The organism is Rufibacter aurantiacus (assembly GCF_017916345.1).
GTDB classification, from domain to species: Bacteria; Bacteroidota; Bacteroidia; order Cytophagales; family Hymenobacteraceae; genus Nibribacter; species Nibribacter roseolus.
Window position 1 is genome coordinate 686,650 of the sequence record NZ_JAFMSV010000003.1, and the last position, 26,275, is coordinate 712,924.

General features: G+C 49.3%; 20 protein-coding genes. 4 read left to right on the top strand and 16 right to left on the bottom strand.

All coding sequences use genetic code 11. From position 1 onward, the window contains the following. Positions 1 to 101 precede the first annotated feature (101 nt). Positions 102 to 1,430, top strand: a complete 1,329-nt coding sequence (locus J3P34_RS13425; protein WP_210489172.1) for an MFS transporter — start codon at positions 102 to 104, stop codon at positions 1,428 to 1,430. Between the two features lie 137 nt (positions 1,431 to 1,567). On the opposite strand, the gene J3P34_RS13430 is transcribed toward J3P34_RS13425, so the two are convergent. From J3P34_RS13430 to J3P34_RS13455, 6 genes are all read right to left on the bottom strand, one after another. After that, positions 1,568 to 3,388: a glycoside hydrolase family 13 protein gene (locus J3P34_RS13430; RefSeq protein ID WP_210489173.1), complete on the bottom strand. Its 1,821-nt coding sequence runs from the start codon at positions 3,386 to 3,388 to the stop codon at positions 1,568 to 1,570. A 99-nt stretch (positions 3,389 to 3,487) separates the two neighbouring features. Next, positions 3,488 to 5,056: an alpha-amylase family glycosyl hydrolase gene (locus J3P34_RS13435; RefSeq protein ID WP_210489174.1), complete on the bottom strand. Its 1,569-nt coding sequence runs from the start codon at positions 5,054 to 5,056 to the stop codon at positions 3,488 to 3,490. A gap of 98 nt (positions 5,057 to 5,154) precedes the next feature. Then, positions 5,155 to 7,401, bottom strand: coding sequence for an alpha-amylase family glycosyl hydrolase (locus J3P34_RS13440; RefSeq protein WP_210489175.1), 2,247 nt, complete (start codon positions 7,399 to 7,401; stop codon positions 5,155 to 5,157). Positions 7,402 to 7,665: 264 nt separating this feature from the next. Then, a complete protein-coding gene (locus tag J3P34_RS13445) occupies positions 7,666 to 9,114 on the bottom strand; it encodes a cadherin repeat domain-containing protein (protein ID WP_210489177.1) in 1,449 nt (482 codons plus the stop codon). A 20-nt stretch (positions 9,115 to 9,134) separates the two neighbouring features. Next, entirely contained in the window at positions 9,135 to 10,619 is a 1,485-nt protein-coding gene (locus J3P34_RS13450) for a RagB/SusD family nutrient uptake outer membrane protein (protein ID WP_210489178.1), read from the bottom strand. A 69-nt stretch (positions 10,620 to 10,688) separates the two neighbouring features. Next, positions 10,689 to 13,790 (bottom strand): SusC/RagA family TonB-linked outer membrane protein, encoded by a 3,102-nt coding sequence (locus J3P34_RS13455; RefSeq protein WP_210489179.1) that lies wholly within the window; start codon positions 13,788 to 13,790, stop codon positions 10,689 to 10,691. Positions 13,791 to 14,141: 351 nt separating this feature from the next. On the opposite strand from J3P34_RS13455, the gene J3P34_RS13460 reads away from it, so the two are divergent. Then, positions 14,142 to 15,188, top strand: coding sequence for a LacI family DNA-binding transcriptional regulator (locus J3P34_RS13460; protein WP_210489180.1), 1,047 nt, complete (start codon positions 14,142 to 14,144; stop codon positions 15,186 to 15,188). Between the two features lie 172 nt (positions 15,189 to 15,360). On the opposite strand, the gene J3P34_RS13465 is transcribed toward J3P34_RS13460, so the two are convergent. The 7 genes from J3P34_RS13465 to J3P34_RS13495 form a co-directional block, all read right to left on the bottom strand. After that, the gene (locus J3P34_RS13465) at positions 15,361 to 15,807 is read right to left on the bottom strand and encodes a GNAT family N-acetyltransferase (protein ID WP_210489181.1); all 447 of its coding nucleotides are present in this window, start codon (positions 15,805 to 15,807) and stop codon (positions 15,361 to 15,363) included. After that, positions 15,797 to 17,506, bottom strand: coding sequence for a gliding motility-associated ABC transporter substrate-binding protein GldG (gldG, locus tag J3P34_RS13470; RefSeq protein WP_210489182.1), 1,710 nt, complete (start codon positions 17,504 to 17,506; stop codon positions 15,797 to 15,799). The genes J3P34_RS13465 and gldG overlap by 11 nt, the downstream gene beginning before the upstream one ends. Next, positions 17,500 to 18,228: a gliding motility-associated ABC transporter permease subunit GldF gene (gene gldF / locus J3P34_RS13475; protein WP_210489183.1), complete on the bottom strand. Its 729-nt coding sequence runs from the start codon at positions 18,226 to 18,228 to the stop codon at positions 17,500 to 17,502. The genes gldG and gldF overlap by 7 nt, the downstream gene beginning before the upstream one ends. A 274-nt stretch (positions 18,229 to 18,502) precedes the next feature. After that, entirely contained in the window at positions 18,503 to 19,423 is a 921-nt protein-coding gene (gene gldA, locus J3P34_RS13480; protein ID WP_210489184.1) for a gliding motility-associated ABC transporter ATP-binding subunit GldA, read from the bottom strand. A 9-nt stretch (positions 19,424 to 19,432) separates the two neighbouring features. Further along, entirely contained in the window at positions 19,433 to 20,149 is a 717-nt protein-coding gene (locus J3P34_RS13485; protein ID WP_149090949.1) for an SDR family oxidoreductase, read from the bottom strand. A gap of 180 nt (positions 20,150 to 20,329) precedes the next feature. Then, positions 20,330 to 21,118 (bottom strand): DUF695 domain-containing protein, encoded by a 789-nt coding sequence (locus J3P34_RS13490; protein WP_210489185.1) that lies wholly within the window; start codon positions 21,116 to 21,118, stop codon positions 20,330 to 20,332. A gap of 20 nt (positions 21,119 to 21,138) precedes the next feature. Next, a complete protein-coding gene (locus tag J3P34_RS13495; protein WP_210489186.1) occupies positions 21,139 to 21,846 on the bottom strand; it encodes an SDR family NAD(P)-dependent oxidoreductase in 708 nt (235 codons plus the stop codon). 109 nt (positions 21,847 to 21,955) lie between these two features. Between J3P34_RS13495 and J3P34_RS13500 the strand changes: the two genes are divergently transcribed. Together J3P34_RS13500 and J3P34_RS13505 are read left to right on the top strand one after the other, a co-directional pair. Then, on the top strand, positions 21,956 to 22,684 hold the full coding sequence (locus tag J3P34_RS13500) for an MlaE family ABC transporter permease (RefSeq protein WP_210465172.1): 729 nt from the start codon (positions 21,956 to 21,958) through the stop codon (positions 22,682 to 22,684). A gap of 41 nt (positions 22,685 to 22,725) precedes the next feature. Next, complete coding sequence (locus tag J3P34_RS13505) at positions 22,726 to 23,532, top strand: ABC transporter ATP-binding protein (protein ID WP_210489187.1); 807 nt, start codon at positions 22,726 to 22,728, stop codon at positions 23,530 to 23,532. A 402-nt stretch (positions 23,533 to 23,934) separates the two neighbouring features. On the opposite strand, the gene J3P34_RS13510 is transcribed toward J3P34_RS13505, so the two are convergent. The 3 genes from J3P34_RS13510 to J3P34_RS13520 are packed head-to-tail and all read right to left on the bottom strand — an operon-like array spanning position 23,935 to position 26,271. Continuing rightward, on the bottom strand, positions 23,935 to 24,546 hold the full coding sequence (locus J3P34_RS13510; RefSeq protein ID WP_210465174.1) for a bifunctional nuclease family protein: 612 nt from the start codon (positions 24,544 to 24,546) through the stop codon (positions 23,935 to 23,937). A 10-nt stretch (positions 24,547 to 24,556) separates the two neighbouring features. Then, a complete protein-coding gene (locus J3P34_RS13515; RefSeq protein ID WP_210489188.1) occupies positions 24,557 to 25,531 on the bottom strand; it encodes an electron transfer flavoprotein subunit alpha/FixB family protein in 975 nt (324 codons plus the stop codon). 2 nt (positions 25,532 to 25,533) lie between these two features. Next, on the bottom strand, positions 25,534 to 26,271 hold the full coding sequence (locus tag J3P34_RS13520) for an electron transfer flavoprotein subunit beta/FixA family protein (protein WP_210465176.1): 738 nt from the start codon (positions 26,269 to 26,271) through the stop codon (positions 25,534 to 25,536). Positions 26,272 to 26,275 lie beyond the last annotated feature (4 nt).

Below are 26,275 nucleotides of genomic sequence, written 5' to 3' on the forward strand. Positions count from 1 at the left end.
TTTTCTCTGGACCTCGCGTTTCTAACCTGTTTTTTTAGATATTAAGGCAGAAACAGAATCACCCATCAGACAAACAAACTTTCACATCTAACCCTTTGCCCATGGCACAAGTAGTACAGGCGCAAGCCAAACCCCGCCTGAGTTTCTGGCAAATCTGGAACATGAGTTTCGGCTTTTTGGGGATCCAGTTTGGGTTCGCGTTACAGAACGCTAACGTTAGCCGGATTTTTGAGACGCTGGGCGGCACCGAAATTGCTCTTTACTGGCTCGCGGCTCCCGTAACCGGTCTGTTAGTGCAGCCCATCATCGGGTACCTGAGTGACCGCACCTGGAGCCCGGTTTTCGGCCGCAGAAAGCCTTTCTTCATGATTGGCGCTGTGCTGGCCTCCCTTTCATTATTGATTATGCCTAATGCCTCGGTGCTCTGGATGGCCGTGGGTATGCTCTGGATTCTGGACTCTTCCATCAACATCTCCATGGAGCCTTTCAGGGCTTTGGTAGGAGACTTGCTGCCCAGTGACCAGCGTACAGCCGGGTTCGCGGCCCAGACTTTTTTTATTGGGGTGGGCGCAGTGGTGGCCTCTCTCCTGCCCTGGATTTTCAATAATTGGGTGGGCATCCCCAATACAGCCCCGGCCGGTGAGATTCCGCCCTCTGTAAAGTGGGCCTTCTACTGCGGAGGCGTGGTGTTTTTCCTGGCGGTGCTCTGGACCGTGGTGAAAACCAAGGAATATCCACCCGAAAACCTGGAAGAGTTTGAGCGCGAGAAACGGGAGGCCACCTTCTGGCAAGGCGTTGAAGAAACCTTTATGGGGATTTTCAGGATGCCTAAAACCATGTCACAGCTGGCGCTGGTTCAGTTCTTCACCTGGTTTGGGTTGTTTGCCATGTGGATCTTCACCACTCCGGCCGTAACCCGCCACATCTACGGCGCCACAGACGCTACTTCCAAACTGTACAATGAAGGCGCAGACTGGGTAGGCCTTTGCTTCGGGATTTACAACGGAGTATCGGCGGTATTTGCCCTTTTACTTCCGGTCCTGGCCAAGAGAACCAACAGAAGGGTAACCCACCTGATCTGTCTGTGCCTTGGAGGGCTTGGTTTGATCTCTATTTACTTTATCAAAGACCCTAATTTCCTGGCCGTTTCTATGGTTGGCGTGGGTATTGCCTGGGCCAGTATCTTGTCTATGCCTTACTCCATCCTGGCGGGTTCCCTTCCGGCCAACCGCATGGGGTACTACATGGGTGTATTCAACTTCTTTATTGTGATTCCACAGATTGTGGCAGGTACCATGCTGGATTTCATCAACAAGAACATCTTCCACGGGGAGTCTATCTATGTGTTGGTAGTGGGCGGTTGCTCCATGATCCTGGCTGGTTTCCTCACCCTTCTGGTAAAAGACGTGGACGAGGATAAAGTAGCTTAGTCACTGACATAGTTACCAAAACAGAGAAGCCCGGAGCAATGCCTCGGGCTTCTCTGTTTTTAACCTGTTTTATAGAAAACAGGCCCAAAACCTGTTGGCGGAATTGGGCCTGAAATAATCTAGGAAAAGGAAGGCAATTATGCCTTATTGCTGATAACCACCAGATCCATGGGTTTCACCTGAATACTCTTCATCGGCTTCTTGGAGAACACCTCTTTGTATTGGCCTTTTTTGAGCAGGTCATGGCTAAAAGAAACGGGTTTGCTACCGCGGTTCACCACCACAATCACTTCCTCATTCCCCAGCTTACGGCTGAAGGCGTACAGTTGCTGTGCATCGTCCACTGCCAGGGTGGTGTAGTTTCCCCGCTTGATAGAGGCATACTTGTTGCGTAACCCGATGTACTTTTTGTACCAGTTGTACAGATCCTGGTTGAAGGTCACTTGATCGGGCTCATGCTTTGTCTGGTCTGGGTTGTGGGTCTCGGGTTCGTACTTCCGGTTCTGCCACACCATGGGTTTGCGGCAATCTGGGTCGTTGCTGCCCCACATGCCTACCTCGTCGCCGTAGTAGATCATGGGAGAACCCAAGTACAGGATCTGGAAAGCGGCGATCAGCTTTTGCTTCTGCAGTTGCTCGGTATTGGGTTTGCGGGCATTGTACTGTTTGTTGTTGCTCTTCTGGCTCCAGTTGAAGTACTTGCCCCAGTCGCCAAACTTCAGCCCATCGGGGTTGGCGACGGCGCTGCCCAGACGGGTGGCATCGTGGCTGTCCATCAGGTTCTGCATGTTCAGGGCCACTCCTTCGCCAAACGCCTCGCGCAGTTCCTTCAGCTTGGTGTCAAACTGGGTGACGGTGGATGCCTTTTTCTCCTGGATAAAGAAATCATGCACAATAAACGCGAAGTTGTAGTTCATGGTGGCGTCAAACTCATCGCCGCTGAGGTAAGGCCGGGTCTCTTCAATGGAGAAAACCAGCTCTGCCGTCATGTAGGCATTGGGGTTGATGCTGCGCACAAATTTGCGCCAGTCTTTCCAAAAAGGGTGCCCCACGTCATAGGCCACATCCAAGCGCCAACCATCAATGCCGCTCTTAATGCCTTTGCCCATGGGGTTCATCCAGCGCTGGGTCGCGTTGAAGATGTACTCTTTGGGTCCGGCCACAATACCGGTGTTGTCTTCTTTGAACTCAGGCAAGGTGGAAACGCCAAACCAACCTTTGTACTTGAACTCAGTTCCTTTGGCCGGATCGCGCCAGCTTTCCACCATGAACCAGTCTTTGTACGGTGAGGCCTGCTGGTTTTTCTGCACGTCTTTGAAGGCAAAGCTGTTCACGCCCATGTGGTTGAACACGCCGTCAAAGATGATGTACATTTTGCGTTTATGAACCTCCTCAATGAGTTTCAGGGCCAGTTTATCGGCGCTGGTCCACGCCCAGGTTTTGGCATCAAGTGGATTTTCCTGTTCCATCAACTTTTTGTCGCCCTCGGGGTCTGGCCCCAAGGTAGGATCTACATGGTGATAGGCCAAGGCATCGTACTTGTGCGAGGAAGGTGCCCAGAAAATGGGGTTCAGGTAAATGGCATTTACGCCCAAAGACTGCAGGTAATCCAGTTTGTTGATGATGCCCTGCAAATCTCCCCCGTAGCGGCGGCGCTGAATGTTGAAGTAAATGTCCTTGCCGTTTTTCTGCTCATACGGCTGCAACTGGTACCAGTCACTCGTCCAGGGATGAATCTCGAAGGGAGAAGTGACGTCAAACGGGTAAGCACCGGCTTGGTCGGTCACTTTGGGGTCATTTTTGGGATCTCCGTTGCTAAACCGATCAGGGAAGACCTGGTACCATACCACACCTTTGCTCCAGTCTGGGGTGAAGTCCTTGGGTTTTTGAGCGAAAATCTCTGATGGCTGGAAAAGCAAGGCCTGGGCAGCGAGCAGCGGAATAAAGAGTTTCTTCATATGTTGCGTTGTTCTCTTAGAAAGTAAGTACTGGGTTAAGGTAGATTCTTGGTGAAAGAAAAAGAGCCCTTAGACTTATTGGTCTCAGGGCTCTTCCAGTTATTTCTTCAGCACCACACTGCTGTAGGCCGGAAGCACCACCGATGCTCCCTTCTGCTGGCTTCCTTTTCCTTTGTAGATCGCTTTGGCGTATGAGGTCAGGTTAGCAGGCAGGGACACGGTCAGCTCTTTCGCAGACAGGTTGTGCAGTACCAGCAAAGACTCCTCTTCGTGGTTTCTGACAAAGGCACTGATACTCTTGTCTTCCATCTGCACCGGCTCAATGGAACCGTAGGTCAAGGCTTTGCTACCGTTTCTGACGGCGATCAAAGCTTTGTAGTGGTTGTAGATGGAGTTTTTGTCCTTCTTCTGAGCAGCCACAGAGGCTACGGTTTCATCAGTGGTGTTCACGGGCTTCATCCAGGTGGTACGGCTCTTGTCTTTGCCCTTGGCATCCCATAGGAATGGCTCCCTGATCTGCTCGTCTGGCTTCTTGCCTTTCATACCAATCTCTTCACCGTAATACAGGTAAGGAGAACCCGGTAAGGTCAACAACAACGAGGCGGCCATCTTGGCTTTGTTCATGTCGTTCTTCAGGGTGCTCATGATCCGGTCCTGGTCATGGTTGCTCAGGATGGTGGCATCCACGAAGTCGGGGTTCACGGATTTGTAGAAGTTGGTGATTCTGGCGTGCTTGATTGCCAGTGAATCGCCTCTACCCCCGTTCACCGCTTTGGCAATGTCCCAGCTCATCTCAAAGTTGAACAAGGCAGGCAGGCCTTTCAAGTAAGGCGCCACGATGTCTGACGGAGCCCAAACCTCTCCTACCAGGTACACGTCTTTGTTTGCTTTCTTCATCTCGTTCCGGAAATACACCCACCAATTATGGTTGTCCTGCGGACGCTCATCGGGGAAGATGTGGCGGGCGGCATCCAGACGGAAGCCATCTACGCCCACCTCTGTGAACCAGAACCTTCCAATTTTGAATACCTCCTCGCGCAGCTTAGGACTATCGAAGTTCAGATCTGGCATACCTGAATAGAAGTAGCCGTAATACAGGTAATCACTGCCGTTTACTTTATGCCAGTGCTGGGTATTGAAAGAATCGGCCCCGGTGGTTTTCCCCTCCTTTTGGGTTTGCGGGTCGTTTTTGTGGGTCCAGACAAAGTAATCGCGGTACGGGCTGTTCTCATTTTTGGCCGCGTCTATAAACCAGGGGTGCTTGTTGGAGGAGTGGTTCAGAACCATGTCCATCACTACCTTAATGTTCCGCTTGTGCGCCTGGTTGATGAACTCCTTGAAATCGGCCATGGTGCCGTAATCAGGATGGATGCCGTAGTAATCGGTCACATCGTATTTATGGTAAGACGGCGACGGGTTCATGGGCATGAGCCACACCGCTTCCACACCCAAATCCTTCAGGTAATCCAGTTTAGTCGTCATGCCTTTGATATCGCCAATGCCGTCCCCGTTTGAATCGGCGAAGGACTGCACGAAGATCTCATAAGTAATGCCCCGCGGCCATTGGCTCGCCTTATTCTGCTGCGCCTGCACATGTTGCGTAGGTAGCATCGCGGAGAAGAAGAGAGAACCGGAAAGGATCAGGTTTGTCAGGGTTGTTTTTTTCATTAGGGGTTTAGGTTTAACAAGTTGACAGTAATCTTTTTATATCACTGACCGTGATTCATTATTTCATGACCTGATTGGGCCTAAGTAGCGCCTGCCGCTTAGTGCGTCACTACCAAGCGCTTCATAGAAACTTTGCCGTTGGCGCTTACTTTGATGAAATAGATGCCCCCGGCCCAAGCCTGGGTATCAAAGGTGTGGCTGTTACCAGAGATATTTTCAGTAGACAAAAGCTTACCTGCCGCATCAAAGACTGTAACCTGGGCCCGCTGATTGCCTTCCTTAGCCAAAGACAAGGTGACTTTACCGGCTGTAGGGTTTGGATACACTTGCACGTTCTTCAATTCCTGCTCATCATCAATACCGGTGGCATTGGCTGAGGTCAACCGGAGAATCCAGGTTTGATCTGCGGCCAATGAATTGCCCGTTAAGGTCCAGTTACTGATGGCGCCATTTGCATTCACCGTTACAGTTCCCATGGCCTGACCCCGGTACAGGTCCTGCACCAGGTAATTGCCGGCCGGCAGAGAAGAAACCGCCAGGGAAAGCGTAGGGCTGGCCACTGCTTCGCTGCTGAAATTGGAAACCACTACAACCGCCTCCTGCCCAAACACGCGGGCATAGCTCAACACCGATGCATTAGTAGAAGTCATGTCCTGGTGATACCCTTTTCTAAGGGCAGGCTGCGCGTTCCTGATCTGGATCAGTTTGCGGTAATGGCTTAAAAGAGAGTTGGCATCAGCAGACTGGGTCTGCACGTTGAACTGCGAGAAATTGGAATTGATGCTGCGCCAAGGGTTACCGGTGGAGAAGCCCGTATTGGCACCTGGAGTCCACTGCATTGGTTTGCGTTTGTCTTCATCTACCCCCGAGCCCAGCATGCCTACTTCTTCACCATAATACAGGAAAGGAACGCCAGGCATGGTAAGATACAGCGAGGCCGCCTGTTTCATATGGGCCACGTTGCTGCCCAGTTCTCCCATCACCCTGTTATTGTCATGGTTTGTAAGGAAAGTGGCGTACTGCAGTTTAGGGTACACGCGGTTCACCAGGCTTAGCTGGTTGCGTACCGCTATTGGGTTGTTGTCTCTTACCGAGGAGATGATAGCCCCAGCCAGGTCAAACTCAAAAGCCGCGTCCAGCCGATTGTTCTGCACATAAGGCACCACAGCCGCGGTGTTGGACCAAGCCTCCCCTACCGTGAACGCGTCTGGTTTGGCTGCCTTGTACACCTGATTGAATTCATGCAGCAGGCTGAACGTTTCCGGGGTGTTTTCCATATTTCGGCCATCTTCGTCCAGGTACTTCACGGCATCCAGACGGTAACCGTCCACGCCTTTGTTCAGCCAGAAGCGGGTTATATCCCACATGGTGCTTTTCAATTGGGCATTGCTCCAGTTCAGGTCAGGCATGCCGCTGAAGAAAACTCCGTAGTAGTATTTGCTGTTTCTCTGGTGCCAGACTCCCTGCCCCCAGGGACCAAGATAGCCAGGGTTAGTGTCTGACCAGATGTACCAGTTGCGGTAAGTATTGGTGGTATTGCTACTGGACTGGGTGAACCAAGGGTGTTGGTCTGAGGTATGGTTCATCACGAAGTCAATGATCACTTTGATGCCGCGGGCATGGGCGGCGGCCAGAAAAGCCTCAAAGTCGGCCATGGTGCCGTAGTCAGATTCTGTGGCGTAGTAATCAGTGACATCATAGCCGTGGTAGCTGGGCGATTCCATCATAGGCATAAGCCAGATGCCCGTGATGCCTAAGTCTGTGGTAGTGTTGGGGTCTCCATCATTAAGGTAGTCCAGCTTCTGGATCAAACCCTTGAAATCTCCTTTTCCGTCGCCGTTGCTGTCATAGAAACTGCGCACGAAAATCTCGTAGAAAACGGCATCATTCCACCAAAACGTGGTATAATCAGTAGAAGGAACAGTTACCTCTTTGGTGTCACACGTCCCGAAAAGATAGGGGGACGTTTTGGAGACACTGGCAGTGGCATCAACGGTGCGGTTGAAGTTTCCACCGCCGTCATTGAGACCACAGGCTGCAGGCACGATCTCGGCCCCGGTCCAGCTGTTGCCGTTGATGAACTTATACTGGAACAAGCCGCCTGTGGGCAGTGATACCTGCACCTCGTAAATTTTGTCATTATCCGGATCGGTAAGCGCCAGGGATGCAGGGTTCCAGTCTGACCCAGACCCAGCCAGCGCCTGGAAATTACCTGCCACGTGCACACCATTAGGGGAAACGGTTTGCCCGGTCATGTCCACCCTGAAGGTAAGTTGCACCTGCTGGGCCATTACCCCGCAGAGTGGCGCGAGTAAGATTAGGAGAAAAGAGTAAAGAAATTTCATGGTAATGAGGGATAAGTTAAAGACAAAAGGGATGATTTTCTTTAAGATTAGGGGTTATGCACTTGTGGCATCCCATTGAGGCAATTTTAGAAAGCTTCTGTTTGAGGCCTACTTTTTTATATACGACCTATAAACGGAAGAGTATCTTCTCAACTACCTGGTTACTTATAAGAAAGCCCCCCTTTGTGTAAAAAGAGTAGAGGCTATCTCATCTTAAAGATTTGAGATAGCCTCCACAGGATTCATTCTACAGTTGCGTGAGGATTATATCTTGGTCAGAGTATAAGTTCCGTTACCTACTGTGAAATCAACATCTATTCTGTAGGTTCCTTCGGTCAGGCCTTTGGTGGTTAAGTTTCCACCATTTCCTTGAACGTCAAATGTTCCTTTTGCAGAAGTTCCTGATCCGAAAGCCCACTTGTCTCCCCACTGGCCATATTCTGGCAAAAGCAGGTATTCGCTGTCAGCTTTCAATGGAATGGTAATGGAATATTTACCTTCGGCTGTTTTGGTGAAATCCTGGCCAGAAGAAACACCCCAATCACCTGGCGTGGCACCGCCCACAATCACGATTTTGTCACCCAAGGTAAATCCAGCTGGACCAAATGTGCCTATAGAAACTCTGGCTGGGTTGGTTTGGCCATCCCAAACAGTTGACTGCACAAAGCCGTATCTGTTTTTACCGGTAGCAGAAGCGTCACCTTTCACTACTACATACTCAACCCCGGTTTTCTTTGGAACCGCAGCAGCCAGTTTTTTGTCAAAAGCCACCATTTTATATCCATTGGCAACGCTGTTAGCACCTTTTTCAACTACATAATAGTTTCCGCTGGTAGCATCAATAGAATTATCAAGGTTTGCAACCACAGTAAGCATTCCTGATTTAACAGCTTCGGCCGGAATATTCAGGATCTCACCTGCAGTAGAAGTAGGCGTTACCACTGGCAGGTCTTTCCAGTTGTAAGCAGTAGCAGAGAAAGTAGTCTCACCGTTGTAAGTGAAGTCTGAGTACTCTGCCCCGGTAGCATTGGTCATCTGCTTGTCCCAGTTACCGCGGGTGATTTTGAATTTATCACCGCTTACTAGGTGCATCGCTAATTCATAGCAAGTAGCGCTTAAACGGGTGAAAACATGAGGTCCTCCTCCCCCGTCCCAATCAGCACCACCTTCTCTGGCGCCAAAGCTTCCGGTCAGATAAATTTTATCAGTTGCTGGCAAAGTTTCTCCTTCAGGCACATATAATCTGATCCAAACAGTTTTACCCTGTGGCAGGTTATTTGTGTAATTACATAATACAGGTGCAAGATTGTTTATAATATTGATATCATAAGTCCCAATATTTTGCTCCCCGTTTTTGCTAAACATTCTGTAATTCACAGTATAAATACCTGATGGGGCAACATTATTACCAGGGAAGGATATATCCATATTAACCCTGTTAAGGTTTTCATGAATAATCTTATTTAAGGTACTTGTGGCCACAATGGTGTTAGTACCTTGTTTTGTAATTTCAATTATAACCCGCTCCAACTCTGAACCAGCAACATGGAAAGATACAGGTACTACGGGTTTTTTGTCATCTACAACTACAAGGTCATATGCTTGATTGCGGACTTCCTCCAAAGTGGGCTCCACATCATCTTCCCCGCAGCTTACTAAAAACAAGCTCAGGATGACACTGAAAAACAAAAAAGGATTTCTAAAATTTCTCATATATATATACTTTTTAATGCTTAGTAACCTGGATTTTGAACCAAAGTACGGTTATTGGCAATTGCCTCAGCGGGGATTGGAAACAGCTTATAAGTATCAGCACTAGCAGCTTTGAAGGCACGAGGAGCAGTGAAAGTACCAAAGCGGATCATGTCCTGACGACGGTGTCCTTCCCAAGCCAGTTCTCTTCCTCTCTCGTCATACACTTCATTCAAGGTTAAGGTACCAGTCAAGTCTGGGAGACCGGCACGGTTTCTCACTTGATCTACCAGTTCTCTGGCCGTAGCCTCAGAACCACCGCTTCTCAATAAAGCTTCCGCTTTGGTCAACAGCACATCTGCGTAACGGAACACAGGGAAGTCATTAGATGAGCTATTACCTGGCTCAAACGGAGGAACCGGAAGGAACTTGGCGTTTCTGGCACCTTCAGATAGACCGGCACTAGTAAGGGAAGAAAGTGTAGAAGTATACGTTACACCGCCTGGCTGAGGACCAACCAGCCACTGCTTCTTTCGCAGGTCATCGTTGCTGTATTTGCTCAGGAAATCTTGGTGAACAGTTGAGCCATTCCAAGTACTGAATCCAAACAAGGCATTGCCATGTGGTCCTTGTAAAGTACGGATACCAATAATGTTCCTGGGAGCGCTAAGGGCATCTACATATACAGCTAATATCACCTCCTGATCATCTAATCTGTCACCGAAAACCGGGCTAGTACCAGCATTGGTGTACAAGTTTGGCGTTAAGGTAAATCCACCTTCGTTGATGATTTTATCTGAAGCAGCAATGGCTTCTGTCCAGCGAGGTGTACCGGTGTACACTTCAGCGTTCAGATAAACTTTGGCTAATAGAGCGTAAGCCGCCCATTTGTTAAAACGGCCGTAGAACTGACCACCTTTAGTAGTAGGCAGGAACTCTACGTTATCCTGAATTTCCTTTACAATGAAGTTGAAAACCTCGGCACGTGGGGTTTGAGGAATCTGGTCTACTGTCACGTTATTCTGGGTATAGAACGGGATATTTCCCCATCCGTCCATCAGCATGTAGTAGAAGTAAGCTCTCAATACCCTTGCCTCGGCAATTCTGGATTGATCTGCGTTGGCATTCTCCAGCAACTCAATTGCCAGGTTAGCTTTGAAAACGCTTCTGTACAACCAGTTCCAAGTATTGCCAATGAACTCCTGAGATCCGGTCCAAGTGTGCTGATACATGGCCCGCCAGATTCCGTTGTCATTCCAGCCTCCATCTGAGCGAGTAGGAACAACCATTTCATCTGTAGAAGTTTCATTCAGGTCATACCAGCCCCTGTCTGCGCCGGCTATTCCCTTACCGTTCCAATCCCCCCTTACCTCATTATAGATACTGGCCAGAGCTGCGTTGATTCCCGCGTCAGTGGCATAGAACTCATCAGCAACCTGTGTGCCGTAAGTGCCCTCCTCTAAATCAGTACAACCTACATAGGTGACTGATGCGGCAACCAAAAGTGAATAAATTATTTTTTTCATGGGAAATACTTAGAGTTTCTTTTTCAATAATGTCTAAACAAATAGTCAGACGGTTGAATTCATTGCTATTTAAAATGTTGCATTGATTCCCACAGCAAAGTTGCGGGTACGTGGATAAATACCATAGTCAATACCAAAACCGCTTCCTCCTGTTGTGCTCACCTCGGGGTCAATACCAGTGTAGTCTGTGATGACAAACAAGTTATTGGCTGTGAAGGAAAGTCTCAGATTTTTGATGGCTCCCATTTTGGCTTTGTTGAAGTTGTATCCAACGGTAAGGTTTTCAAGACGGGCAAAGTCACCATCCTCTAACCAAAGGTCAGTGGCATAAGTCAGGTTTTGCAGACCAAGATCCAAAGCGCTTTGTAACACGTTCACCTGTCCTAATTGGCTTAAGGTGCTCAAGGTTGCTTTTCTGGCGTTAAAGATCTTGTGACCGTGCGCCCCTCTGAAAACCACGTTCATGTCAAAGTTCTTGTATCTGGCAGACGGTGTAAAGGCCCAGGTGAATTTTGGCAGAGCCTGACCAGCAATGTAACGGTCTGGGTTTTCTCTGTTACCGTCTGTAATAACTCCATCCCCATTCAGGTCATCAAGTATTTGGGTTCCGTTTTCATTAATCCCAGCGTGCTTGAACAGGTAGAAAGTACCTAACTGCTGCCCAATGATCAGGTGAGAGATAGCATTGTTAGTTGACCCAACCCCGGTTGTACCGCCAGAACCCCATACTACATAGTTAGTAGTCAAAGGAATACCGTTCAATGAACCGCTAAGCTCTTTCACTTCAGTTCTGTTGGTGGTAAGGTTACCAGCCAGGTTTAAGGAGAAATCTTCTCTGTCTAGCAAAGCATAAGACAATCCAAGTTCAGCTCCTTTATTTAATATTTCACCAATGTTGGCCTTGATAGAACCAAAAGGATATGGAGGCTGAGGCACAGCGTAGTCAAACAACAAGTCGCTGGTTCTGCCATAGTAGAAATCTAATGAACCAGAAAGTCTGCTGCCACCAAAGAAACCGAAGTCAATACCAGCATTGTACATCTTCTTCACTTCCCATCTCAGGTCAGCGTTCTCGTTCTGGGTGATAGCGAAGTTAGGGATAAGGGTACCACCGAAGAAGGCAGTTCCGGCGTTATTAGCTAAACGAACAGAGTTCAATGGTCCAAGACCTTGCTGGTTACCAGTCTCTCCATAACCCACTCTAAGTTTCAGATCATTGATAACGGTAAGATCACGCATGAAGGCCTCATCAGAAATTCTCCAGGCACCAGAAAAGGCGAAAAAATTTGCCCACTTGTTGTTTTCACCAAACACAGAAGAACCATCTCTTCTGAAGCTACCGCTTAAAATGTATCTGTCTTTGAAAGAGTAGTTTGCTCTAGCCAGGAAGGAAGCAAGGGTTCTGTCATTTTTGTAAGAACTGATATTGCCTTGCTGGAACAAGTTAGGATCTGCAGAAGCCAAGGCACTAAGGTTGTTCTTATTATCAACCAAGAAACCTCTGGCAGTAGCGCTGTAACCGTCATAAATCTGCTTTTGATACTCATACACCCCAATGAAGTCAAGGTGGTTGTCACCAAAATCAGTTTTATAATTTACAAAGGCATTGAACAGTTTCTCATCTGAGTTAGTGGTGGTTTTAGTGGCAATACCATCTGGCAGGTTGTTCAGGAAGTTGTTTCTTTCTTCACCAGTTAGGTTGGGAGGCACCTCACCAAGGTTACGAGCACCTTCAATGGTAGTTCTGGCAGAAGTATAGCCTTCATACAGGCGGTCAGTTTTTCTCCAGGAGCCAAACACTCCACCGCTTAAACCACCAATGATTCTGTATTCTGCACGCAGACTCCCGAACAGGTTATTAGTTCTGTCTCCGTCCACAATCTCATTGGTTCTAGCTACTGGGTTCAGGTATCCAAAGCTTTGCGGATCCAGGAAATAAGGACCGGTGTCTTTGTACAAAGGTTCATCTGTATAAATAGGGTCAGTAGGACGGCGGTTAGTTGCCTCTCCTATTCTGCCATTATTGTTATACTTATTGGTTCTAACAGAAGTATTCAGGTTAAAATCTAAGTTAAGCTTATCTTTCAGTGCTTTCTGGGTGCCTTGGAAACGGCCGATGTAGTTATCATAGCTTGAATTCTTGATGATACCCTGCTGCAGAATCCCTGTTAAGGAAGTTCTGTAAGTGAAGGTTTCACCACCACCTGCTACTGCCACATTGTGCGTTTGGGTATATCCTCTGCGGGTGATTTCATCAAACCAGTTGGTGTTTCCACCATAGTCATTGAAGTCAATTCCTCTTGCTTCAGCTGCTGCTCTGTATTCAGAAGCATTAAGCATATCGTATTTCTTGGCGATCACGTCCATTGAACCCACGCCGCTGTATTCAACGGAAGTTTCTCCGGCTCTACCTTTTTTGGTAGTCACCAACACAACCCCTGCTGCACCTCTTGAACCGTAGATAGCGGTAGCAGAAGCATCTTTCAGGATTTCAATAGAGCTGATCTCGCTTGGTGGGATCTGGTTCAATAAACCAAGGTCACCCTGGATACCGTCCACAACCACTAAGGGGTCGTTACCACCAATCAAAGAAGTAATACCTCTGATCCGGATGTTAGGGTTCTGACCTGGCTCGCTACCAACCTGGTTAATGTTCACACCAGCAGCTCTACCAGCAATCTGCTGGAGCGGGCTTGTTACAGGTCCTGCATTGAAGTCTTTCTCATCAATAGAAGCAACAGACCCGGTTAAGTCTCTTTTGTTCTGCGTACCATAACCTACTACCACTACTTCCTCCAAGGCTTTGGCATCAGTTAGCAGGTTTACATTCAAAGTAGACTGCGCTCCAACAGGCACCTCCTGGGTTACATACCCTATATAGGAGAACACCAAAGTTCCAGCATTACCAGTTACCGGAATAGAGTAGGCTCCATTCACGTCAGTGGCTGTGGCAGTGGTGGTACCTTTCAGTACAACTGACACACCAATCAGCGGGGAGGCACCGTCGCCAGTCACCGTTCCGGAAATGGTTCTTTGCTGTGCGGCTGCCTGCCCTATGCCCAAAGACAAAAAGGCCAACAACAGCAACAACAAGGAAGAACCCTTCCTCAGCTGCCATAAACTAAGCCAGCCTTGCGGGGCTAACTTTTTTTCAGGTAATAAATTAGTCATAGATGAAGGATTTAGGTAAATGAAGTAGTTTGAACAACTATTTAAAAAATCAGCAAAAACACACTGTACTGACAATCAAACACTTGAAATGTTTTACCAATTTGGGAAATCGATTTCCTTACCGATTTACCAACTTTTTACAGCATTTCAAACTATTTGGTCCTCAAACGGAATATTTTTTTTAACGTTTTGCCAAAATTACGAACAAATAATGAAGGTTTATTCAAAATATAGATTTTTTGAAGCGTCATTTTAACAGATGTTTAATTAGCTTTGCAGTAGATGCACTTCTGAAGTACGGGTATATCAATGAAAGCGTCATTCCCCTAATTACGAAATCGATAGACCTCCATGAGTAGAACCACCATACACGACATTGCCAAAGAGCTCAATACAAGCGCTTCAACGGTTTCTAAAGCCTTGAATGACCACCCTTCTATAAGTGCGGCCACCAAGGAACTGATCAGGACAGCAGCCCAGAACCTCAACTACCGGCAAAACCGTCTGGCTTCTTCCCTGCGGTCGGGGCGTACCAATATTATAGGGATCGTGATTCCCAGCTCTGACATTGGTTTCTTTGGGGGGGTAGTACACGGGATTGAGAAACTCGCCCGCAGCAATGGATATAATATTCTCCTTTTCCAGTCAAACGAAACCGGCGAGTACGAAGTTGAAGGTATTGAAACACTGCTGCAAACGAGTGTAGACGGCATCATTGTTTCTATTGCCAAAGACTCTCCCAACCTGGATCATTTCTATGATGTGAAAAAGCGGAAAGTGCCGCTGGTGCTTTTTGACCGGGTGAAAGATGAACTGAACTCCCCTTCTGTGGTGGTGGATGACTATAAAGGGGCCTTCATGGCAACCGAGCACCTGATTCAGCAGGGCTACACGCGCATTGCACATATCTCAGGGCCGCAGCACATAAAGATTTTCAATGACCGCCTCATCGGTTATGTAGATGCCTTGAAAACCTACAACTTACCTGTAGACGATGACCTGATTCAATATGGCCGGAACTCCATTGAGTCTGGCCGGGCCAGTGCCGAGCGGCTCCTGAACCGTAACAAGGGGATGGACGCTATTTTCGCAGCCGTGGATTTCACTGCCCTAGGTGCCTTACAATACCTCAAGCACGCCGGCGTACGGATGCCGGAGAAAATAGGGATGATCGGTTTCGGGAATGAGTCTTTCAGTCCTTACGTGACTCCAAGCCTTTCCACCATTGACCAACAGCCTGCCCGTATGGGAGAAGAAGCCTTCACCTTGTTCCTGGAAGCGATGGCTAATAAAACATCAGGTGCAAACGGCTCTGAAATCATAGAAGAACCCAAGAAAATCATACTGGAACCGTTGCTGGTAGTGCGGGAATCTTCTGTAAGAGTACCTAAACCGTAAGGCTCTTGATATGAAATAGCCTCACTCTAAAAGCAAACTCCCGTTTTAAGCCTGTTTTTATAAAAACAGGCTTAAAACGGGAGTTTGCTTTTAGAGGATTTAAGAAGCAGGCTCCTCTGAGATCATAGGCAAGAAATGAAAGCCCGTTGTTTAAAGGCCGACAATGCTCTTATTAACTTCCAGGTTGCTTCATTATTGAACCAGGAAAATTCCTTTCCATTCTAACGTAATCTACCCCGTTCTTTTGGAATGGCTCCCCTACTGGCTGCAATCCGGACTTCAGGTAAAACCCGAGAGCCGAGGTGCGGGCGTGACACCATACGCAGGCAACTTGCCGGGCAGAAGCGAAAGTGAATACATGCTCCAAAACCATTCGGCCAAGGCCTTGCCCCTGGAAAGCTGGCCGGGTGGCGAATTTCCTGAACTGCGCCTGTTGCTCCTTTATAAATAGGGAAATCACCGAAACTAATTCCTGATCCACAAACACCCCGAAGTGGGTTCCTGTGGCATCGTCCGGCAACTGCACAAAACACAGGGGTTTGTCTGCCCACATGACTTCGTGGCGGATTTGCCAGGTTAGAGCGGCTGGTATTTCTTTGATCTCTACCTTACCGGGCATACTTACGTTTCCGGACCCAGAACTTCACCACGCCAAACAAGAGCAGCAAAGCCAGCGGAATTCCCAGGTTAATGGCCTGCCACTTGGTTCTTTCATCGCGCAATTTGGCTTTGTCCAGCGGTCTAAGTTTAATTTCCTTGCCGCGTAGTTCAATCAATCCTTTCTCGTCCAGGAGGTAATCGGCCACGTTTTTCAGGAGTTCTTTATTGGCGAAGCGCGAGCGGGTGAACCGGTCAAAGCCCAGTTCCAGCGGCCGACCGGAGCGCGGGTCCACTTCATTCGCGGCCAGGTCGCCGTCTGAGAACACCACAATCTGCGAGGCTTTGCCTTGGGCCTGGAACGGAATTCTGGTTCCTGCGGGCACCGGACGGTTCTTGAACACCGACTGGAATTTTCCTTCTAACAGGTATCCTACCGGAATGGCGTTTTGGCTGAACAACTTGGGGTCTCGGTCAACGCGGGGATCGTTCAGGGAAATGGAAACCGGCGAATCCCGCTTGCGCGAATACTGCGAGGTCCAGAGCAGCGGCGACTTTTTGATACCCACGGCTTTCACGGTATCCAGGGAACTCACAAACTTGGTTTGCACGGCATCCAGGTTACGGGTGAGCGGCAGCTGGCTGAAATTGCTGATGAGGGGGTAATAGCGCCAGGGCACCAGTTGGGTCTGCGGCTGGTTGCCCATGTAGCCCGTCACCATTGGGATGAAGCTGGCATTCAGGTCCTGCACCAGATCTGGGTTCACCCGTACGCCGTAGCGGAAAAGCATGTCCTGCAGGTTCAGGTCATAGGGGAAAGCCAGGAAGCCATTCTCTTGAATGCTGTCCAGGGAGGCGCGCACGCCATCCAGCATGAACAGCATCTTGCCGCCCCTGATCAGGAACTGGTCCATTTTGTATTTGTCCAGCTCAGAGAACGGTTTGGTGGGTTTCATAAGCACCACCAGGTTGAAGTTGTTCAGGTCCGGCACCTGGGAAAGGTCTACCCGGTTTACGGTGTAATATTCTGAAAGCGTGCCCAAAAAGTCGGCGGCTTGCGGGAGCCAAAGTTCACCATGGCCTTGCAGCACCCCAATCCTGCCGGCGCTGGCGGCCGCCACTTTCCTGATGCCCGAGGCCAGTTCGTATTCCAGCCCTTCAATAGATTGGTTCAGACGTTCTTCGGGCGGAGCAGCCTGGCTTCCTCTCAGGAGCACCGCGGCGGTTTCTTTGCTTCCGGCCGAGATCAAGGCGCCCGGGAACACAATTTTCTCTACTTTTTTGTCTCCTTCCTGCGCAAACAGGTTGGTGGGCTGCAGTCCTTTCTGGGCCAGTTGCATGTAAAACTGGTTCCGGGCCTGTTCATTGGTGTTGGCGCTGGGGTCCACAAACTGGTACTGCACCTTACCGTCTGAATACAGGCGGAATTCCTCCAGCATCTCGCGGGTGCTGTTCTGCAGCCTCCGGAACCCGGCCGGGAATTCGCCCTCCAGGTACACAGTCACCTGAACCGGTTCCCGCAGGTTGCCCAGCAGGTTCTTGGTTTGGTCTGAGATGGAATAGCGTTTGTCCTCGGTGAGATCTAGCCGGAAAAAATAGCGGCTGGCCACAAAGTTCAAAACCAGCAGCAGCCCAACGGCTACAAGGAAGAAGGTCCAGTCATGGCGGCGCCGACTTTCTACGGCTTGTTTTTGCGTGACAGGGTTCGTTTGCTCTACCATTTTCTGCTCTCCAATACCAGTTTAGTACCCAACAGCATGATAGTGATCACGCTAAAAAAATACAGCACATCGCGGGAGTCAATAAGACCTTTGCTGATGGAGCTGTAATGATAAGAAATACCCAACTGGGCGATGTAATAAGAAGCCGTTCCCCAGGCATCAATGGAGGCCAGCAGATCGAAGCCGGTGTACACCAGGTAACACAGGAAAACCGCCAGGATGAAAGCCACTATCTGGTTCTCAGTGAGCGAAGAGGCGAAAATTCCCATCGCCACGAATACCGCCGCCAGAAACACCAACCCCAGGTAAGAACCGGCTACCGCCGCAGAATCAATATTCCCTATTGGGTCACCCAACTGGTACACACTCAGGTAATACAGCAAAGAAGGCAGCAGCGCGAACAAGGCCAGCAACAGACACGCGAAGTACTTGCCCAACAGCAGTTGGGTGTCTGAAAGCGGTTTGGTGAGCAGCAGTTCCATGGTGCCGCCCTTCCGCTCCTCAGCGAAGGCGCGCATGGTAATAGCCGGAATCAGAAACAGGAACAGCCAGGGTGCCAGCATGAATACTGATTGCAGATCGGCGTAGCCGTAGTCCAGCACGCTACTGTCTGGAAAGACCCACATGAACAGGCCCGTAGCTACCAGAAACACCCCAATGACTATATAGCCGATGAGCGAGTTGAGGTAGGAGTTAAACTCTTTAGAAAGAATTGCGAACATATGATTGGGATACTAGTATCAAGACACCAGTATCTGGACTTCTTTAAGGTTGGTTAATTTCTATTTTAAGCTCCATTACTGAAAATGAGCCCAAAAACAGAATTCACATTTATTATTCAACACTACATCTGTCATCTTGAAAAGATCTTGTGGGCAAACTAGTCAGACGTTAACTAAGCAATACTACAGCTTGCCACCAGGATCCTTTCAGGATGACAAAAAAAGTTTCTGTTTTCGACCCCATTTCTGGGAATGAGGCTCAAAACAACTTTTTCTATTTACCAGATTTCGTTAAATCCTGGAACAGTTTCTCCAGGGAGTTCTCTTCCTGCTGAAGTCCTACCAAGGGCCAGCCTCTCTCCCCTGCCAACCGGAAAATAGAAGAGCGGAGATCAATGTTGGAGGCGGCGATGACGCGGTATTTCAGTGGCCCGGCGGGTTCCACGCGCTCTACCCCCGGCAAAGTCAACAACGGCGCAGGGTCTACTTCAGCCTCAAACTCTGCCAGGATTCTGGTTTCCTTGCGGCCCATGTTCCGGAGATCGGCTACGGGGCTGTCTGCCACCAGTTGACCCTGGTTGATGATGAGCACGCGGTCACAGAGGGCGCTTACCTCCTGCATGATGTGGGTAGAGAACAGCACCGTTTTGGCCTGCCCTACTTCTTTTATCAGTTGCCTGATCTCCACAATCTGGTTAGGGTCAAGCCCGGTGGTGGGTTCATCCAGAATGAGCACCTGCGGATCATGGATGAGCGCCTGGGCCAGACCTACCCGCTGACGGTATCCCTTAGACAAGGCCCCGATCTTCTTGTGCCTTTCCCGCGTAAGGCCGCACAGGTTAATCATCTCCTCGGTGCGAGTTTTTACCATACTACCGTTGAGGCCGTGCAGTTTGCCCACAAAGTGCAGGTACTCGCGTACGTACATGTCCAGGTACAGCGGATTATGCTCGGGTAGGTACCCCACTTGGCGGCGTACCTCCTTGGGTTCTTCCAGCACATCGTGGCCGTTCACCAGTACCGTACCGCTGCTGGGCGGCAGGTAGCAGGTGGCAATTTTCATGGTAGTGGATTTGCCTGCCCCGTTTGGTCCCAAAAACCCCACAATCTCACCCGTGCTTACCGTAAACGATACATGGTCTACGGCCGCCTGGGTCCCGTACAGTTTGGTCAGGTCTTTTATTTCAATTCCCATGCGTAAGGGTTAGGCTTTCTTTTTCTCTGGACGGCCCTTGGGCATGAGTGGTCGCACTTCGATATCCACGTGGTGGTAGTTGGGCGGCGACTGCAAAACGTGCAGAATGGTAGAGGCAATGTCCTCGGGCTGCATCATGTTCTCCGGGGCGGTGCCGGTTCCTTCAAACCCGTCAAAGAAACTGGTGGCGGTTGAGCCCGGATAGATGCAGGTTACTTTAATGCCGTGCGGCCGAACTTCCTTGAAAAGCGACTGCGAGATGCCGCGTACCGCGAATTTGGTGGCGCAGTAGCCGCTCATGTTCTCAATGCCCGTTAACCCGGCAATGGAGGAAATATTGATGATATGGCCTTCCAGTTGTTTTTTCATCTGGGGCAGCACCAAGCGCGTGCAGTAGAAGATCCCGTTCACGTTGGTGTCCATCATGGTCTGCCAGTCACGGGGGCTCATGGTGTCAATGGCTCCCTGGATGCCTAGCCCGGCATTGTTGATGAGCACGGAGATATTCTGCCGTAAGCGCTCTACGGTTTGCTCATACGCCGTCAGCACTGAGTGCTCAAAGCGCACGTCACACTCAAAGAAATAGAAATCTGGGTGAGATATTTTAGGGCGCGAGCGGCTCCAGCTTACCACGGTTGCTCCTTGCTCCAACAACAGTTTGGCGGCAGCCAGACCAATCCCGCTGCTGGCACCGGTGATCACAACTACTTTTCCTTCTAGTTCCATATCTTAGAATTTGCTCAAATTTAATCAAAAGAGATTTACCTATTTCTAATTGTTCAATTTTAGCGCACCGGCCCAAAGACTTTATGTAGATTATTGATTATCCTGCTTCCCTAAGGCCTAAGCTAATGTTTTTCCACCTTCCGCTTGTACTAACACTTCCGCGTTTAAGGGTTAACAACGTCACTGAGACGCTGCGTTTGAGTCATCTCTTATAATAGAAGTTTCCCAGCCATCGTATTTCGCTCCGTACTCTTGGGCCAGGTTCCAGAGGTAAAGCACCATGTCATTGATGGACTCTGTTTCGGTTTTGGACTCCAAGGAAACCTCTAGTTTATAGGGCATTTCCTCAAAATCAGGTTCAAAACCCTCTTCCTCTTTCGCGTAACCTTTGGCGGAGATTTCCTGCCAATACTTTTCCCGTGAACCTTCATCCTTAAAATAAATCCAATGCTCTACCTTGCGCGAAACAGTCGGGTTGTCGCCAGCTTCCTCAAGATGACGGAGCACTTTCGCATTTTGGATCTTCTGTAAATCGGCTGGTTCCGGGAAGAGGAACTCCAGGTAGGTTTCCCATTCCGGGTCTTCCCAGGTCTCGGCCTCAAAACTGTACTGCGGGAATTTCTCTGCGACCTCATTAAGGTAATGCTCCACCATGAGCACCTCCCGGGCATAAAAATAGAATTTCCGGAAGCCTCCGTTCAGGGTTTTGCCTACAAAAACCGCTTCCAGGCCAGTCTCAAAAGTATCGGCTAAAAGGTCTTCTATTTCACCCAGAGCCTCCCATTCCGTGTCTTCGGGAAAACCATCTTCCCGCACAGACAATAAGGGCACCGTGACTTCAACTACTTTATCCTGCTCTTCCAGTGGCGCCACCGAACTCAGGTTCAGATCCAGTCCAATGAAAGCAGGCTTTGACTCGATCTGGCAAAAGTAGACGTCCCAGTCTGGCTGGTATTCATTTTCTTCCATTTTGTTCTTTTTGGGCTTGCTTATATATCGCCTAACTGCGGGCGCAGCAACAGTTCCTCTATAACGGTTTGTTTGGAGATATAGTGGGCGTTCCAGATGGCATTGGCCACATCTTCTGGTTTCATGAACCGGTCTTTGGGCAGATCCACGCCTTCCCAGCTAGAGGTGTAAGTAGCACCCGGCAGCACCGCCGTCACCCTGATGTTGTGCTCCTTCAGTTCTTCGCGCAGAACCCTGGTCATGCCGTACAAGGCGTGCTTGGCAATGCAGTAGGAGCCGCCGTTAGGGTAAGCCATAATACTGGCCGTAGAGCAGAGCGTGAAAATGTGTCCATCGCGGCGCCGGATCATATCTGTGACCAGGCCCTTGGTAAGGTCATAGGCACTGTACAGGTTGGTGTTGATCATCTCGCGCAGCACCGTATCGCTCTCCTCGTGGATTTTACCCGGAATGAAGAAGCCGGCGTTGTTCACCAACACATCTACCTTCACTTTCAATGACTGAATGTACTCCAGAAAACGCTGCACCTCCCCTGCCTGGCTTACATCCGCGGACACAAAGAAAACCTTTGAGAAAGTGTATTTCTGTTCTATCTCCAGCTTAAGATTATTAAGGTCTTTCTGGCTGCGGGAGCAGGTGATGATATGGAACCCCTCGGCCGCGAAACGGTCTACAATGGCTCGTCCAATGCCCTTGGTACCGCCCGTAACCACTATATATTTTTGCATGAGAACGATGTTTTTTCTTTTTTCAACGTAATATAGGCATTTGAAACTAAGATTTGCCTAAACACCACCCCTTGCGGCGAGCCTGCATTGACCTCTTTGAACTAACTGCATGAAAACTTTTGGTGCATTTTTACTCTTTTTATCCAGCCTTGTTAAAAGAGGTGAGTCTCCCAGGATTCTGTTAAACAGAACCATAGATGAAGCCATCTTAATTGGTATTGACTCGGTTTTTATTGTGGCGGTGGTTTCTACCTTTATTGGGGCAGTAACTTGCGTGCAAATCTCCTATAACCTGACCAATGCCTTAATCCCAAGGTCTACCATCGGGTTCATGGTGCGTGAAATGACCATCCTGGAACTGGCCCCCACCATTACCTCCATTGTTTTGGCCGGTAAAGTAGGCTCCAGTATTGCGGGTGGCTTAGGAACCATGCGCATCACAGAACAGGTAGACGCCCTGGAGGTAATGGGAATCAACTCCTCTTCTTACCTGGTGTTGCCTAAAATCATGGCCGCTTTCCTGGTGTTTCCTATGTTGGTGATTGTGTCTATGTTCCTATCCATTTTGGGCGGCTACCTGGCCGGAAGTTTATCTGGCGCCTTGTCAGGGCAAGAGTACATCACGGGTTTACGGTCAGATTTTATTCCATACAACATCACCTTCGCTTTGATCAAATCTGTGGTGTTTGCCTTTCTGGTGGCGTCCATCTCTTCTTACCAGGGATACTTTACAGAAGGTGGCGCCCTGGAGGTAGGTAGAGCCAGTACCAAAGCCGTTACCAACAGCGTGATTGCCATTTTGATCGCTGACTTTGTTTGTGCGCAATTATTGCTCTAAGCACATTTTGCATAAAGGCAACCCCTTCTGGTTGAACCAACATGATAGAAATCCATAACATACATAAAACCTTCAACGGCGTGAAGGTGCTCAACGGCATCAGCGGAAACTTTGAGTCCGGCAAGATGAATATGCTGTTGGGTGCTAGCGGTACCGGTAAAAGCGTGCTTCTGAAATGCATTGTAGGGCTGGTGAAACCAGACCTGGGCAGCATCACCTATGACGGGCGCATCTTCGCGAACAACAAACTAGACATTAAACAGGAGATCAGGCGCAAGATTGGGATGCTCTTCCAGGGCAGTGCCCTTTTTGACTCAATGACTGTGAATGAGAACGTGGAATTCCCGCTGCGAATGCTCTCAGACATGAGCAAAAACGAACGCTTAGACCGGGTGCAATTCTGTCTCAAAAGAGTGGGCCTTGAAAACGCCGGCAATAAAATGCCTTCTGAGTTGAGCGGCGGGATGAAGAAACGCGTGGGCATTGCCCGGGCCATTGCCCCTAACTGCACCTACCTTTTCTGCGATGAACCCAACTCAGGCCTTGATCCCCTCACCGCCATCACCATTGATGAGTTGATTAAGGAGATTACCCTGGAGTACAACATTACCACCATTGTGGTAACCCATGACATGAACTCCGTGCTGGAGTACGGCGACAATGTGATGTTCCTCTACAAAGGTCATAAGCTCTGGGAAGGCCACAGCAGCACCATCATGGATACCAATGTGAAGGAACTGAATGACTTTATCTTCTCTAACCGCCTGATGCGCGATGCCAAGAAAGTGGACGAGATTGAAGCGGAAGAGCGCCAGGAAGACGAACAAAGACACGAAGAGCAGCGGTAGAACTTTTATAACCTAATCTGTTTGAGGCTTATTTTGAAGAAATCGGGCCTGAAACGAAAAGGAGGTTTAGCTTTCATCTAACTGGCAGATTAAATGTTTTACCAAAAAAAGTTTGATGAAGACAAGTCTGATTCTTGCCTGTTTTTAGAAAATCAGGTTGGAACCTGAAATCGTTAAACAGAAATCAACACAGCCCTTTTCTGAGGCTAACGCCTCACTGAAGTTGCAAACTTCAACTCATTGTAGGTCCAAGTTAAAAACTTGAACCAGAGATCGAACGGAAGAAAAGGTGGCTATTTTAAGGTCGGTAAACCGGATATATTCAAAACCAGAATAGACCTATAAAAAGAAAGCGTCTCAGGCAGAACCTGAGACGCTTTCTTTTTATAGGATTAATAAAGCTTAATTCCGTTTGTTCAATTCGTCGCGGATTTTGGCGGCCCGTTCGTAGTCCTCTTTTTCCAGGGCTTCGTTGAGCATGGTGTTCAGCTCGTCAACGGAAACCTCTTTGAGATTTCCTTTCCCGCTGCCGGAGGTAGATACGCTGGTGGATGCGGAGGTTGGGATCTCATCGGTTTCCTCTTCGTCCTCCTCTTCCTCCATATCACTTAAGATGATACCGGCCTCTGAAAGAACAGACTCCACGGTGTAGATAGGCACCCCAAACCGTAGTCCAATGGCAATGGCGTCTGACGGACGGGCGTCCAGTTCAAACTCCTTCTCTCCGTCGGTGCACACGATCTTGGAAAAGAACACTCCTTCCTTTAAATCCGAAATCATAATCTCCTGCACGCTCACCTCCATCTGCTGAGCAAATGACTTGAACAAGTCATGCGTAAGCGGGCGGGTAGGATTAATCTTTTCAATCTGGATAGCAATGGACTGCGCCTCAAACATGCCTATGATGATAGGCAAACGGCGACTTCCCTCCTTTTCGCCCAGAACCAGGGCAAAAGATCCAGACTGCGACTGGCTTGATGACAAACCAAGAATCTCTAGCTCAATTTTCTTCACAGTTTCTCTTCTATTTGTCTAAAGCTTTGGCGGCTTCTATCAATTTAGGTACAACCTCAGTAGCGTCTCCCACAATACCGTAATCTGCGGCTTTGAAGAATGGTGCCTCCGGATCTTTATTGATAACGACAATTACTTTAGAAGAGTTAACCCCTGCCAGGTGTTGGATGGCTCCGGAGATGCCTACGGCAATGTAAAGGTTAGGGCTTACGGTGATACCGGTCTGGCCCACGTGCTCATGATGCGGTCTCCAGCCCACGTCGGCCACGGGCTTGGAACAGGCAGTAGCGGCACCAAGCGCTTTGGCCAGATCCTCAATTAAATGCCAGTTTTCAGGCCCTTTTAAGCCTCTACCGCCAGAAACAACCAGATCAGCCTCGGTTAACAGGATGTCACCAGACTGACGGATGGTTTCCTTTGGAGCCGTCGCGAAGTCAGCATCAGACAGATCAGCCGAGAAATTCTCTACCGTGGCGGTGCCGCCGGCAGCTGTTTCAATGTCCAGCGCATTTTTCTTTACGGCGATAATTTTTTTATCTGAAGCCAATTCCACGTCTGAAAACGCCTTGCCGGAGAACACCCCGCGGCGTACGGTGAACGAAGAACCGTTGATCTGCGGTAAAGACACCACGTTGGTTGCCAAAGAGGCACCCAGTTTCACCGCCAGGCGCGACCCGATGGCGGCCCCTATATTGGAGTTGGAAAGCACAATCACGGTGGAGTTTTCTACCTCGGCGGCTTTGGCGATCACTTTCACGTAGGCAGCCGCCACAAAATCATGCAGGCGGTTGTCATTGTCTAATAAAACTTTAGAGATTCCCTGCTCACCCAAACGGGTAAGGGCATTTGCCTGCACATCGCCAATGGCTACGGCGGTGGCCGAGGTACCCAGGGCGGCGGCTACTTTGCTCCCGTACGAAGCTGCTTCCAGGGAAGACTTCTTCACTTCGCCGTTCGCGCACTCAATCACTACTAATACTGACATGCTTATAGAACTTTAGCTTCGTTACGCAATAATTTAATGAGGTCACCGGCGCTCTCGGCGGGGATCATCTTCACCCCAGATTTGGCGGGTGGCAACTCATAGTTCTGGACGCTGGTTTTGGCATCCTGGCCTACCGGCTCCACTACTTTCAAAGGCTTGGTGCGGGCCGTCATAATCCCGCGCATGTTGGGGATGCGAGGCTCGGTCATAGGCTGCTGGGCAGTTACCACCAATGGCAGAGAGGCTTCAATCACTTCTTTTCCTCCCTCAATCTCACGCTCCAAAGTAGCGGTAGAACCGTTCACGTCCAGTTTAATAGCGGGGGCAATGGTAGGGATGCCTAACAACTCGCCAACCATGCCGTGCACCTGGAATCCGTTGTAGTCAATAGACTCACGGCCCATTAGGATCAGGTCATAGCCGCCTTCTTTGGCGTAGTGGGCAATCTGCTGGGCAACCAGGAAAGCATCGGTAGGTTTCAAATTAACTCTGATGGCGTCATCGGCCCCAATGGCCAAAGCCTTCCGGATATTTGGTTCGGTATCGGCTTCGCCTACGTTCAGCACCGTCACGGTTCCGCCCTGGGCTTCTTTCAGCTCAATGGCGCGGGTAAGGGCATATTCATCGTAAGGGTTAATGACAAACTGAACACCGGCCGTGTTAAACGCTTTGCCGTCAGGCGAAAAGGTTATTTTGGTGGTGGTATCAGGCACGTTGCTAATGCAAACTAAGATCTTCATTTAA